Origin of the sequence: Petrotoga sp. 9PWA.NaAc.5.4, assembly GCF_002895485.1 — a bacterium.
Lineage (GTDB): Bacteria > Thermotogota > Thermotogae > Petrotogales > Petrotogaceae > AZRK01.
The window spans coordinates 142,800-156,650 of record NZ_AZRK01000002.1 but is presented as its reverse complement, the minus strand read 5'-3'; the positions used below and the strand labels follow the sequence as shown (position 1 = coordinate 156,650).

Here is a 13,851-nt window from a genome sequence, read left to right as displayed (position 1 = left end):
GTGAGAAATATATGGCATTTGCTTTAGTTTACAAATTTGGATACTGGACGTTTCTTGTTTTAATCTATGCTGTTATAGCAATAACAATAGTTATATTAGAAAGGAAAAGGCCCGAAAAAACTATTAGTTGGCTTTTAGTATTTGCGGTATTTCCGTTAATAGGTTTTGGAGTTTATCTTTTTTTTGGAAGAAATTGGAAAAAGAAAAAGTTAACAAGTAATCTTTATTTAGATTATAATCATAGCATAACCGATAAAGAAAAAGAAAAACTTATGGAAGCGTTTGGTGAAAATATACCTGTAGAATATTTACAACTAATAACACTTCTAAAAAAGAATTCAAGATCTCCTTTGTTTTCTAACAATGAAGTAACAATTTTTAAGGATGGCAGGGAAAAATTTGGTTCTTTTTTTAAAGACATTGAAAATGCAAAAGAAAGTATACATTTAGAATACTATATCGTAAAAAGTGACGAAACAGGCGAAAAATTGAAAAATCTTCTTATAAAAAAAGCTATAGAAGGCGTAGAAATAAAGTTTATTATGGATAAAATCGGATCTGGCAGACTTAAAAAAAGTTATATTCAAGATTTAAAAAAAGCCGGTATAGATGTTGCTTTTTACACTTATTTTCTTTCTCCCGTTTTAAAATTTATAAATACGCAAGTAAATTATAGAAATCATAGAAAGATAGCTGTTATAGATGGCGAAATTGCTTATGTAGGCGGTATAAATATAGGAGATGAGTATATTGGAAATAGTGATCTTGGATATTGGAGAGATTTACATTTGAAAGTAATAGGTGAAGCAGTAAATGGGCTTCAAAAAGTTTTTTTAGAAGATTATTACAAAATAAAACAAATCGAGAGAAAAAATGAAAACCCTGAAGATTTAAAAAAATATTTCAAAAAACAAGAAAATATAGGAAATTCTTTATTACAAATAGCTGTGAGCGGACCAGAATCCGAATCTTCATCCATAATGCAAATGATCCATAAGATGATATCAATTGCAACAGATCATATTTATTTAGCTTCTCCTTATTTTATTCCAAATGAAAGTATTATTACTGATTTAAAAGTAGCTTCTCTTTCTGGAGTAAATGTAAAAATATTGTTCCCCGAAAAAGGAGATCATTTTTTAGTCTATTATGCTTCAAGAACTTATTTGGAAGAACTTGTAAAATATGGAGCAGAAGTATTTCTTTATCCTAAAGATAGATTTACGCATTCAAAGTTTGTGTCAATAGATGGTACAATATCCACTGTAGGAACAGCTAACTTAGATATTAGGAGCATGGATTTGAACTATGAAACAAATTTATTAATATTTGACAAAGAAAAAACTCAGGAAATTGAAAAAATTTTTTTTGACGATTTAAGTATAAGTACGAAAGTTTCTTTTGATTATTTTGATAAATTACCGTTACCAATTAAATTTACCGAAGCTTTTTGCAGAATCTTTTCAAATCTTTTGTAAAATTTTTATCTATTGACAAATCTAAGTTATTGGTGGTATAATTAAAAAAATTAATTTTAGTTGAATAGGAGATTACTATGAAAAAAATTTCATATGTACAAATCTTTAAGAATATTGATAATTTAAAGTTTGAAAATAAAAAACATTTTTACTTTTGGTATTGGAAAGACACCCAATTTGGTGCCTTCTGATACCTTTTCAGAAATTACAAGCAGAGGCTAAACAAATTGGGTGTCTACAAAAAGTAGACACCTTTTTTTATAAACGTAAGTTGACAAATCGGGGTCATAAAAAATTCAGGAGGTGTAACGATATGAAAAAAGTTGGAGTGATGTTGATAGTATTGTTATTATTCTCGATGGCATTTTCTGTAAAAATAGGTATTACCCAAATTGTTGATCATCCCGCTTTAAACAAAATCTATGACGGTATAGTAGACTATTTAAATGAATCTGGAGTAAAATTTGAAGTTGACCACCAAAGTGCTCAAAATAATTTTCAAAATGCAATTGCAATAGCCAATAAATTTAAAACAGATGTGGATATAATCGTTGCTATAGCAACTCCTTCTGCCCAAGCAGCGGCAACAACTATAAAAGATAAACCAGTTGTATTTAGTGCCGTTACAGATCCGATAAGTGCCGGGTTAATTCCAAAATGGGGTAAAAATCCTGGAAACGTCGTAGGAATAAGCGATATGGTACCAGTAGAAACACACGTTAACTTAATGAGAACCATATTTCCAGAAGCCAAAAATTTAGCGATACTTTACAATCCTGGTGAAGCCAATTCGGTATTTTTAGCTCAGGAAACGAAAAGAATTGCTCCAGCACTTAATTTTAAAGTTATAGAAATTACCGGAACAACTGTGAATGAACTTGTTACTTCGTTGAATGCTAACGCTAATAGAATAGATATTGCTTATCTATATACAGATAACCTTGTAGCCTCTTCAGCAGAAATTTTAGGTCAAATTTTTGATAAATTGGGTATCCCCGTTATTGCAGGAGATATAGACATAGCTAAAAATACTTCGGTTATAGGTTTCGGATTTAATTATTATCAAGTAGGTATAGAAACAGGAAAAATCGTGTTAGATCTTATAAACGGAAAGAAACCTTCTGAAATTGAATCAAGAATAGTTGGAGCAAACGCTTTAACTTTTTATATAAATTTAGATAGAGCAAAAAAACTTAATGTAAAGGTTCCTCAAGAATTTATAGATATAGCAGATGAAGTGGTAGGTAGTTTGTGAAAATCTAAATATTAATTATAATTCATAAAGCTTGCTCATAGGTTTTAAAATATGCAATTACCAAAGATTAGAATTGAGATTGATAAAACGAATTTTAGAATTTCTAAAGACAGTAACTGTAAAAGTTCTTTTTTTGGAGGAAAATTATGGATTTGATAGGAATTTTAGAACAAGGTCTCATAGCATCTCTTGTCGCAATGGGAGTCTTTATAAGTTTTAGAGTAATAGATCTTCCAGATTTAACCCCCGACGGTTCTTATGTTTTGGGTGGAGCCGTAACTGTCGCTTTTATGTATGCGGGATTGCCATGGATATTGTGTATGATTCTTGGAGGAATAATGGCAGGATTTTTTGGAATAATTACTGCTTTGATATATAACAAATTAAAAGTAAACGTGTTACTCGCAAGTATTCTTGTTATGACTATGCTTTATTCCATAAATATAAGAGTAATGAACGGTCCAAATATTTCCACTCCCAAAGAAATTAAGTCACAGCAAACAGCTTATTATACAGAAAAAACAAAATTAGACGATCTTTTAGGTATGAGTACTAACAAAGATTCTCAACAGACTATTCAAAACGATGAAAACAAAAGGACCCTCTCGCCATTTAGGGATAATTCTGGCTATAATTCAACTACTTTACTACTTTCTATTGTATTGATTTCATTTTTTATTACTATTATTTTTTTAAGGACAGAGTTTGGAATAGCTTTAAGAGGATATGGAAGTAATAAGTTAGGTATAAAAAACTTAGGCATAAATCCTGAAATGATGAGTATTATAGGTCTTTTTTTAGGAAACTTTTTTGCTGGTATATCCGGATCTTTATTTTCTATGTACGCAGGATTTTCTGATGTAAACATGGGTCAAGGAATCGTTGTTACTTCTTTAGCTGCCGTTATTCTTGGAGAAATAATATTTGGAAAAATGCATTTATTCTACAATATGTTGTGTCCATTAATAGGAGCCGTAGTTTATCAATTTTTATTAGCTTTAGCTATGAGATATGGTTATGTAATCGGATTCCAATCAAGCGATATGAAATTGATAACTTCTTTGTTTATTATTATAGTGATTGGTTTAAGGAGGGTTGAATTAAAAAAATGGTTGAGCTTAAGAACATCCGAGTAATTTATAATAAAAACAAAAATAATGAAAAAAGAGCTTTAGATGGCTTGAACCTAACTATAAAAAAAGGTGAATTTGTTACTATCATAGGACCAAATGGCGCGGGAAAAACCACTTTACTGAAGCTTCTAACAGGTGAAGTAGAATTAGAAAGCGGCCAATATACTCTGGGCACCAAAAACATAAAGAAGACCAAACCATATAAATTATTTAGAAATGTTGGAATAGTATATCAAGAACCTGATAGAGGTGTTTTCCCAGATCTTACTCTTGAAGAAAATCTTATTCTTGGTTCCAAAAAAGGAAACAGATTTTTTTCTTTTGGAAAATACCAAGGACTTGAGTTGATAAAATCTTTGAATATGGGTTTAGAAAATAGGCTAAAAACAAAGGTTAGTGAATTTTCCGGAGGTCAAAAACAAGCTCTTGCTATGATCCTTGCTTCGATAACAAAACCAGATCTACTTTTATTAGATGAACACACCGCTGCTTTAGATCCTAAAAATGTGGAAAAAGTGATGGACTTAACTTTGAAAATAAATAAAGAGTTAGGTTTGACAATTATTATGGTAACTCACAATATGAAAATAGTTGAAAAATATGCAAGTAGAATTGTCGAAATAAAAGATGGTAAAGTTACTAAAGATTTTGTATACGAAAGAACAGAAGAAAGCGGCTTAAAAGAAGAAGTGGTAGCTAATTAACAATCCTCATAAAAAGTTATGTGAGCACATTATCCCTATATAGGGATAATGTGTTTTTTTACATAAGTCAAACATTAATACAGTTTCACAATTTTTATATGATATAATAATAAAAACATAAAATTAAATTTTCTAAACCTTAGGGACTTTAGAAATAAGTTTTTGGATTTAGAGAGGGCCCAGCAGGAGCCGCATTTCTCTTTCTACAGGGATGTCATGCTTTCAACCTGAGAGCGTGTGACATATCTGTTGTTATACTTAGTTAAGATATAGTAATCATATTTTGGAATTTCCTAAGACAGTTTTTTTTAAATATTTATGCGAGGCTTGAACTATGAGTGTTAAAAAAATAGATGTTTACAAAGAGATAAATAATCCCAACAGAAATTTTTTTATTTCTGCGTCAGCAGGAACGGGGAAAACATATTTACTTACCCAATATTACATAAAAATCCTCGAAAAAAATTACCCCAATTCAGAAATTGTAGATAGAATTTTAGCTGTTACGTTTACCAACAAAGCTGCTTTAGAAATGAAAAGCCGGATAGTTGAGGCGCTTACTCAAAAATTGGAAGAAAAAGTCCCTTCTAATTATACTGCCTTGGAATGGTATAAATATTGGAATGAAATAAAAATAAATATGTCAAGATCGTGGATAAAAACCATAGATAGTTTTTGCTCCCGTATAATAAGAGAAAACAATGTCTCTATTGGTGTAGATCCTAATTTTTCTATCATTAGCGATTTTCAAAGGGATAGAGAAATTGAGAGATCGGTTAACTCTTCTGTAAGAGTGGCTTTAGAACTGTATCAGGATCAAGAGATTGATTGGATCAATCTTGTTTCAAAAAAAAGAAATGAGAATATTGAAAACTACATCAAAGAGTTATTAAAAGATAAGGAAAGATTTAAAGATACTTTTAAAAAGATTCTAAAAGAAAAAAGTATAGATGAAATAAGAGAAATGTTAAGCATAATCGTTCGTAATTGGAGACTGGAAATGTCGAGAGCAAAAATAGCAGATGAAATTGAATTAGCCGATGAAAATCTTTCTGCTATTTATGCTAATTTTTTATGGTTTATTAAGATAGTATCACTTATAGCTTCAGAGTTTTATATAGGATTGACTATCGATCTTTTTATGTATGATTTTAAAGGTGTTCTGGAAAAGGTTCTTGAGATATTAAACGATGATACTATACTCAAAAAATATCAAAATAAATTTAAGTATATCATAGTAGACGAATTTCAAGATACAAATTATTTACAAAAAGAGATTTTTGATAAACTTCATACTTCTAATAATTACTTTTTTTATGTAGGAGATAGGAAACAATCCATATATAGATTTAGAGGAGCAGATGTTTCGGTTTTTTCAAAAACTTTAACCCAAATAGAAAATTCAAGCGAAGAAGTAGCTGTAGGAGAATTGAAAACAAACAGAAGGTCTCACAGAGAAATAGTGGATTTTTCAAACTTTTTATCAAAAGAAGTGCTCTTCAAAAAAGAGAATATACAAATTGAAGAAATTGAGCCCATTTTATTAGACAACCTTTCTTTTAAAGAAGAGGATATATCTGAAGCAGAGTTAGCTCCTATGCAAGATGAAAAAATCCCCTCTCTGACTGATAACGATAAAAAAAGGGTTAAATTTATCTTGGTAGAAGATGACGAAGAGTTACATTTAGGAAATGCAGAGGAACGCATAAATATTGAAACGGAAGTAGTAGCTAAAGCAATAACAAGATTATTAGGTCAAGAACATGATTTTAGAATACGCAAAGATGGAAAAGCTACATACGAAAGAAGGAAAATCGAACCAAAAGATATCGCTATTCTTACTCGAGATATGAAAAATATAGAAGAACCACTCAGAAAAATTTTATCTAAATATGCAATTCCATTTTACATTGTAGGTAGTAAATCCTTTTATAATAAACCAGAAATTCAAGCTATATTTGCAGCCATGAGCTGTGTTCAAAACCCATATAACGACTATGAATTCGTAAAATATATGATGTCTGCGTTGGTAGGTTTGAGTTTGCAAGATTTATCAAAATTAATAAAAAATCGAAGCGGTAGTTTATTTGAAACTTTTGAAAAAATAAAAGAAAATTACTCTAAGGATATAGTAAATAGCTACGAAGTAATTAAAAAATATTCTGACCTTAAGTACTATCTACCTCCTTCAACAATTTTTAAAGGTATTATAAATGAAAATAATTATTTTCTAAAACTTTCTCTAACTAATGAACCTGAAAGTTCAATATCAAATGTCAGAAAACTTATAAATCAAGCTGAAGAATACAATAGAATAGCTAATTCTTTTTCTGAATTAATAAGATTTTTAAAAAAGGCTTCTGTTATCTCAGAAGAAGAAGCTTCTTTAGAAGACGAAACTTCTAACAGTGTCAAAGTAATGACCATTCATAAGTCTAAAGGTTTGGAATTTCCTATAGTCTTTTTAATTGGATTACATGATTCTTTAGAAAAAAAAATTAAAAAGCCTTATATAGAATTTTCTTTACCGGATACTGAAGGTAACAGATACTATATTTTGAAAAACATTTTCAAAGATACTTTAGAAAACACAGATAATTGGTTATTTAAATGGTTTAGAAATAACGATTTTTTGGAAAGAACAGAAACCCATAGAATCGCTTACGTTGGAATTACCAGAGCAAAAGATTTATTGATCCCCATTTTATTGAAAAATAGCAGGGCTTCTTCTATGACGGACCTTTTTTTAAATGCTTTAGATTCAGAAATAGATATAATCAACTTCAGAGATATTAAAGAAAAAAGTCTTGAAAAAAGTTATTTTAACGAGAACACTTTTAAAGAAATCCCCACACAAAACTTTGAAGATTTTAATTATCTTTCCTATAAAAAATACATAGCTCCTACTTATCTGATAAATGAATTAAAACCCTCTGAAGCGAAGTTAATTGAAGATATAGAAAATACAAATGAAGTCAAAACGTTATTCTCTGAACCAAAGAATATCTTCTCAGATGAAGAACGTTTATTTAAGGGATCCGAACTACATGATAAACTCCAAAGTGCTCAGAACTTAAGCCAAATTAGAAATATGACTGAAAATGGTGAATTACCCAAAGGATTTGATCAAATAGAGATAGTGAAAAAGGCTTTTACTCGAAATGCAAATACAATAATAAAGAACGAATGGCGGTTAATGAAATGTTTTTATTTCGAAGGTAAAAATTATATGCTTTTTGGCATACCCGATAAAGTAATAATTAAAAATAATGAAATAGAGATACTAGATTACAAGTACTCTGATTTAAAAGATAAAAAAAAGATAAATGATTATAAATTTCAAATTTTGTTTTATTTATACTTATTATCTGATTTTGGTATCCCTAAAGCTGGATACATATTGAGTATAAAAACTTTGAAAGAGCCCATAAAGATTGAATATGAACCAGATTTTGAAAAAGAATTAATAATAAGAATAACCAATCAATTGAAAGAAGGACATCAAAAATGAGAAACAACACACAAAAAATTAGAAGTAAACTTGGAAAAGCACCCGGAGAGTTAATATATACAGGTGAATTGAAACCTACTAAAGCTATTATAAATGTGGTTTCCTATAATCAATCACTTTACAAAGAAAGTGAAAATGTTGATGCTGAATCATTGAAAAATCTCGAACAAGATAGAATTCATTGGATAAACTTTCTTCATATTTCAGATTCTCAGAAACTCCAAGAAATAGGAACGATTTTTGGTATTCATAAATTAACCCTTGAAGATATAGTTAATATTAACCAAAGAACAAAGACAGAGTTTTATGAAAATTATATATATATCGTTATAAAAATATTATCAGGATTGAAGAAAGAAGATGAAGGATTAAAGCAATTAAGTATTGTTGTGAGAGATAATATTTTGATAACATTTTTTGAAGAAGAAAACTATATCGTTTCTCTACTTAAGAACAATTTAAAATCAAATGCAGGCAATATAAGAAATAAGGATATTGGATACTTAGTTTTTTCTTTATTAGACATAGTTGTGGATAGTTATTTTTCAAAGCTAAATTATTTTTCCATAGATATTGAAGAGGTAGATGAAAAAATTCCTGAAGACGTGACAGAGGATCTTTTTGTTAAACTAAAACAATTAAAAAAAGATATACTTAACTTTAGAAGGTATATAATTCCAATGAAAGACCTTATTTTTCAATTTCAACGAAAAGAAAAAGGTTTTATAAACGAAACAAATCAGATCTATTTTTTGGATTTATACGATCATACGATAAGAATAAATGAATCACTTGATTCCATGAGAGAAAGTTTATCTAATATGACTGACATTTATCTTTCAATAGTAAACAATCGATTAAACGAAATAATGAGAATATTGACGATCATTTCAACCATTTTTATTCCGCTTTCATTCATTGCGGGAATATATGGAATGAATTTTACTTACATGCCTGAATTAACCTTTAAATATGGATATTTCATAGTTTTGGGAGTTATGGCAACTATTGCTATAATAATGATCATTCTATTTAAAAGGAATAAATGGTTTTAGGATTTCTAAGTGAGTAAAAATTAGTTATAGGAGCTTTAGAATTAAAGATTTTTGAAAAATAAGCATTTGAATTTATAACGGGTCCAGGGCGGAACCCTCCCCCCTCTTTCGCTACACGTAGCAAAGAAATACAGAAATTAAGGATTAGTGGGAGAATTTTGGGATTTCTAAAGTGAGTAAAAATTAGTTAATCAAGGAGGAATTTTATATGAAAGAATCTATATTAAGAAGAATAGAAGACTTAAAAAATGAGATAATAGAAAGTTCTAAGAAGTTCATATCAATTAATTCGGTTAATCCGCGAGCTGGGGGCCCTGGTGAAAAAGAAGCCGCTGAGTGGTTAGAATCACTAATGAAAACTTGGAGATTTGATGAAATTAAAAGATATGACGCACCTGATGATGCCGTTGAAGAAGGTTATAGGCCAAATATTGTTTGCATATACAAAGGCAGTGAACCGAAAAGAACAATTTGGTTTATCACTCACATGGATAAAGTCCCAGCAGGAGATATAAGTTTATGGGAAACAGATCCGTTTGAACCTGTCGAAAAAGACGGAAAAATTTATGGTAGAGGTAGCGAAGATAACGGAGCTTCTTTAATTTCAACTATATTTGCCATTAAAAGCTTGATGGATTTAAAAATTAAACCAAAAGATAACATAGCTATAGCGTTAGTATCAGATGAAGAAACGGGATCTGAATACGGAATAAAATATTTGTTGAAGCAAGGTTTATTCAAAGAAGGAGATTGGTTCTATGTTCCCGATGCGGGAGAAAGCGACGGAAGTTTTATTGAAATTGCAGAAAAATCAATTATTTGGTTAAAGATTACCACCTTTGGCAAACAAGGACATGCTTCAATGCCAGATATTTCGATAAACGCTCATAGAGCAGGAATGGATTTTGCTTTGGCAGCTGATAAGTATGTTCATGAAAATTATAATTTGAAGGACGATTTATTTAACTTCCCTTACTCTTCTTTTGAACCTACCAAAAAAATAACTAACGTTGAAAATATAAATACAATCCCTGGAACGGATGTTGTATACTTTGATGGAAGAATTTTACCTAACTATGATGTAGAAGAAATCATCGAGAATTTAAGAACCCTTTCCAAAGAATATGAAAAAAAATGGAATGTGAAAATTAAAATAGAGGCAGAACATTTTGAGAAAGCTACTAAACCTACTCCAAAAGATCACCCAGCAGTAAATAAATTGATAGAGTCTATTCAAGAACTTAGAAGAATTGATGTGAAAGTTGGGGGAATTGGTGGTGGAACGTGTGCAGCTATAGTTAGAGCAGCGGGTTTTCCCGCCGTTGTTTGGTCAACTATAGATGGAACAGCTCATCAACCTAATGAATATGTAAAAATAGCTAATCTGATAAATGACACAAATGTTTTTGCTTATTTAATGTCAAAGTTATAATATTTATTTTTCTATTCTCATACACATATTGGGGGTTATAAGATGTACGTAAAGATTTGGCAGGATACTCACTTTGATACTATAGACTACAATGAAAAAGTAGAAAAAGCTATAGCAAAGTTAAAACAAGGTAGTGAAAATTTAATTATAATACGAAGAGACGGTACTCTTTATAATTTACTTACTCAAGGGGATTTGCCCATACTTGATACAATGGATCCATCTAAATCTCTTTTGGAAGTTTTAGATCCTACTGATAATTTTCTATTTGATGATGACCTTTTAGAAGATGCCTTACTTTTAATGATGGATAGCAAAATAAAAGTAGTACCCGTTGTTGATATAGAACTTTATCCTGTTGGCATTTTTGGATTCTTTCAAGTGTTGAAAGCTTTTAAAACTATCTCTGCTATGGATGAATCAGGTACAAGAGCAATTATTATCATAAGCGATTCACCAGGAGAATTGAACAAAGTACTCAATGTGTTTGCCTTGAAGAAAATCAATGTTTTATCCCTAATGACCGCAAAAATAAGTAAAGATAAAAGAATGGTCAGCTTAAAATTAGGTATAACAGATATTAACTATGTTTCAGATATATTGGACGAACAAAATATTGAGTATGAAGGTGTATATGAAGAGAAAGGAGGTCAAGAAAATTGAAAATTTCATTTGTATCTTTTGAAGTTTCTCCCTTCGTAAAGGTTGGAGGCTTAGCAGACGTTGCTGGAGCTCTACCAAAATATTTAAAAAAATTGGGTGAAGAATGCTATGTAATAATGCCTTTTCACAAAAATATAGAGGACAATTTCGATACTTCAAAATTCGAAATTGTAAAAAAAGATTTAGTTCCTGATTCACATAAATATAAAGCTCCTTTTTCTATATATAAGAGTTTTTTACCTGATTCCGACGTTAAAATCTATTTTCTAAAGACAGAAGGTTTATTTGATTCAGAAAATGTATACGAAGAAGAAAATATTTTTTTAAAAACCTCTTATTTTAGCGACATTGCTTTGAAAACCATAAAAGAAATTGAACCTGATACAAATATCGTTCATATTAATGATTGGCATACTTCACTTATTCCCGTTTACTTGAAAACAAATTATTTTGAAGATAAAGCACTTGGTAAGCTATCAACTCTTTTGACCATACACAATATTGGATATCAAGGAGTATTTGCACCAGAATTTATATTTCAGGCAGGTTTACCTGGCTATCTTTTTAATATCGATGCTTTGGAGTTCTATGGAAAAATCAATGTATTAAAAGGTGGCTTAATGTTTAGTGACATAATAAATACAGTTAGTCCCACATATGCAAAAGAAATACAAACAAGTGAATATGGCTATGGATTAGAAGGTATTTTAAAAATACGATCTGAAGATTTATACGGTGTAATTAATGGGATAGATTATAACATTTACAATCCCGAAACAGATCCCCATATATTTTATCCAATACGTACATATGAAGATAAACTTAATAATAAAATAAAATTGCAAGAATATTTGGAGCTTCCAATTAAAAAATATTCTACCCTAATTTCTTTTATTGGAAGATTGTTCGACCAAAAAGGATTAGACTTGATTTCAAATGTAATTAACTATTTTCTTCTTGCAGATGTTCAATTCGTGATGCTTGGAACAGGAGACAAAAAATACGAACGATTTTTAATTTCTTTAGAGGATTCTTTTCCAGAAAAAGTTTCTATTAACATTAAGTTCGATGCTGACCTTGCACAAAAAATTTATGCGGGTTCAGATATTTTTTTGATGCCCTCCCGGTATGAACCATGTGGACTTGGCCAGATGTATGCAATGAGATACGGCACTATTCCTGTGGTAAGATATACTGGAGGATTAGTAGATACAGTGCAAGAATATGACTCTGAAACAAAAAAAGGTACAGGCTTTGGATTTTATGATTATAGTGAAACAGATTTATTGTACACAATTTTAAAAGCTACCTACTACAATCAAAAGAAAGAAGAAGAATGGAAGATAATTTTTAAAAATTGCATGCAAGCTGATTTCTCTTATGAAAAAACTGCTAAAAGTTATGTAGAATTATATAAAAAAGCTATAGCAAAAAAATTTAATTGATTTTGCTTAAAAGAGTTAATTGATAATTGTACTACTAAATCTCATATAATAGACAACCTATATATACGATTGTCTCTAAATATAAGCGCTTTAGAAATGATGATTTTCAAAAAATAAAAATGAGGGTAAAAATATGATTGAATTAAGAAAAGATCCCATCACAAAAAGATGGGTTATAGTTTCCTCAGAACGATCAAAAAGACCCATGGACTTTAAAAAATCCCGAGAAGTACCTGACAACAATTTTTGTCCTTTTGATTATGGAAATGAATTTAGTACCCCACCGGAAGTTTTGGCTTTTAGAGAACCTTCTTCTCCTCCTAATTCTCCTGGTTGGTGGCTGAGAGTGGTTCCTAATAAATTCCCCGCATTAAGCCCTGATAATAGTTTAAAAAAACAAGGATTAGGCATATACGACCAGATATCTGGATATGGATATCATGAAGTAATCATAGAAACCCCGGAGCACAACGCATCTTGGGCTAAAATTTCTGAAAATCAAATTAGAGAAATAATTTGGGCTTACATTAAAAGATTCCAAGATATAAGAAAAGATAATAATATTAAGTACATTCAAATATTTAAAAACAAAGGAAAAGAAGCTGGAGCTTCGTTATCTCACCCACATTCTCAATTGATAGCTACACCTATAGTTCCTATAACTATAAGATCAGAAATAGAAGGTTCAAAGGCTTATTACGATTTTAGAGAAAGATGTGTATATTGTGATATTATAAATCAAGAATTAAAAGATAAAACAAGAATAGTTCTAAAAACAGATGACTTTATCGTAATGGAACCTTATGCTTCCCGATTCCCATATGAAACTTGGATTTTACCTACAAAACATTCTCATGATTTTGGTTCTTTAGAAACAAAACCTATATTAGTTGAAGAATTATCTAAAACCCTTTCCTGTATAGCAGAAAAATTTGAAAGAAGAATAGGGGATCCTCCATTTAATTTGTTTATACATACTTCCCCCTTCATTGAGGGTTTAGATGCTTATTATCATTGGCATATAGAAATAATTCCAAGGTTAACCAATATTGCAGGATTTGAATGGGGAACGGGATTTTATATCAATCATATATCCCCTGAACAGGCTTGCATCGACTTAACCGAAGAAAAAGATAAGCTTTATGCCAACTTTAAAAACGAAGGGTGGAAATAAA

At 30.1% G+C, this 13,851-nt stretch carries 10 protein-coding genes; all 10 read left to right on the top strand.

The genetic code is table 11. The features are described from left to right. The first annotated feature begins 11 nt into the window (after positions 1-11). The 10 genes from cls to galT all read left to right on the top strand — a co-directional run bounded on the left by cls (position 12) and on the right by galT (position 13,850). Positions 12-1,478 carry a cardiolipin synthase gene (gene cls / locus X924_RS02120; protein WP_121957422.1) on the top strand — a complete coding sequence of 489 codons (1,467 nt, stop codon included), beginning with the start codon at positions 12-14 and terminating at the stop codon, positions 1,476-1,478. Positions 1,479-1,791: 313 nt separating this feature from the next. After that, entirely contained in the window at positions 1,792-2,733 is a 942-nt protein-coding gene (locus tag X924_RS02115) for an ABC transporter substrate-binding protein (RefSeq protein ID WP_121957299.1), read from the top strand. 146 nt (positions 2,734-2,879) lie between these two features. Next, entirely contained in the window at positions 2,880-3,869 is a 990-nt protein-coding gene (locus X924_RS02110; RefSeq protein WP_121957298.1) for an ABC transporter permease, read from the top strand. After that, positions 3,842-4,570: an ABC transporter ATP-binding protein gene (locus tag X924_RS02105; protein ID WP_121957297.1), complete on the top strand. Its 729-nt coding sequence runs from the start codon at positions 3,842-3,844 to the stop codon at positions 4,568-4,570. The genes X924_RS02110 and X924_RS02105 overlap by 28 nt, the downstream gene beginning before the upstream one ends. A gap of 334 nt (positions 4,571-4,904) precedes the next feature. Continuing rightward, complete coding sequence (locus X924_RS02100; protein ID WP_121957296.1) at positions 4,905-8,081, top strand: exodeoxyribonuclease V subunit beta; 3,177 nt, start codon at positions 4,905-4,907, stop codon at positions 8,079-8,081. Then, complete coding sequence (gene corA / locus X924_RS02095) at positions 8,078-9,136, top strand: magnesium/cobalt transporter CorA (RefSeq protein ID WP_121957295.1); 1,059 nt, start codon at positions 8,078-8,080, stop codon at positions 9,134-9,136. Before X924_RS02100 ends, corA begins: the two co-directional genes overlap by 4 nt. 208 nt (positions 9,137-9,344) lie before the next feature. Further along, positions 9,345-10,568, top strand: coding sequence for a M20 family metallo-hydrolase (locus X924_RS02090; RefSeq protein WP_121957294.1), 1,224 nt, complete (start codon positions 9,345-9,347; stop codon positions 10,566-10,568). A gap of 42 nt (positions 10,569-10,610) precedes the next feature. Further along, a complete protein-coding gene (locus X924_RS02085) occupies positions 10,611-11,231 on the top strand; it encodes a CBS domain-containing protein (RefSeq protein ID WP_121957293.1) in 621 nt (206 codons plus the stop codon). Further along, positions 11,228-12,676: a glycogen synthase gene (locus X924_RS02080; protein WP_121957292.1), complete on the top strand. Its 1,449-nt coding sequence runs from the start codon at positions 11,228-11,230 to the stop codon at positions 12,674-12,676. The genes X924_RS02085 and X924_RS02080 overlap by 4 nt, the downstream gene beginning before the upstream one ends. 133 nt (positions 12,677-12,809) lie before the next feature. Next, positions 12,810-13,850 carry a galactose-1-phosphate uridylyltransferase gene (gene galT / locus X924_RS02075; RefSeq protein ID WP_121957291.1) on the top strand — a complete coding sequence of 347 codons (1,041 nt, stop codon included), beginning with the start codon at positions 12,810-12,812 and terminating at the stop codon, positions 13,848-13,850. Position 13,851 lies beyond the last annotated feature (1 nt).